Annotated in this window: 1 protein-coding gene; it reads right to left on the bottom strand. The window is 65.6% G+C overall.

Going from position 1 to position 421, the window contains the following annotated elements; all coding sequences use genetic code 11:
* Nucleotides 1–421: MlaD family protein (locus OC23_RS18805; protein ID WP_152607819.1), on the bottom strand; the 421-nt coding region annotated here is incomplete at both ends.

Raw genomic sequence — 421 nt, 5'->3', positions numbered from 1 at the left:
GATATCGTCCGTGGGGTTGTCGGCCGTGGGGAACACATACGCGCCGTCGCGATCGCGCATGCCGAAGCGCGGCGGGGTCTTCTCGCGCTCGGCCGTGTCGATGAAGTCGAGGTTCACGAACTGCTGTCCCGTCAGCAGGCTCGCGCTCTTGAGCTGCGCGCGCATGCCGTTCTTCACCAGCACGTCGAACTGCGTGCGGACGTCTTCGGCGGCGTGCTGAGGGTTGTCGTCGCGGATGTCCATGCCGAGGCGGGTGGGGTACAGCGTGGCCGTGACCGGCAGCACGAACTCGTGGCGCTTCTTGCTGTAGTGGATGCCGATCGACTTGATCTCGCCCACGTTGATGCCCTTGAATTCCACCGGCGCGCCCACGTTGAGCCCGCGCAGCGAGCGGTGGAAGTACATCACCACGGTCTGCGAC

It is taken from the genome of Acinetobacter sp. A47 (assembly GCF_000805455.1).
Taxonomy (GTDB): domain Bacteria; phylum Pseudomonadota; class Gammaproteobacteria; order Pseudomonadales; family Moraxellaceae; genus Acinetobacter.
This window is presented reverse-complemented; position numbering and strand designations above follow the sequence as displayed.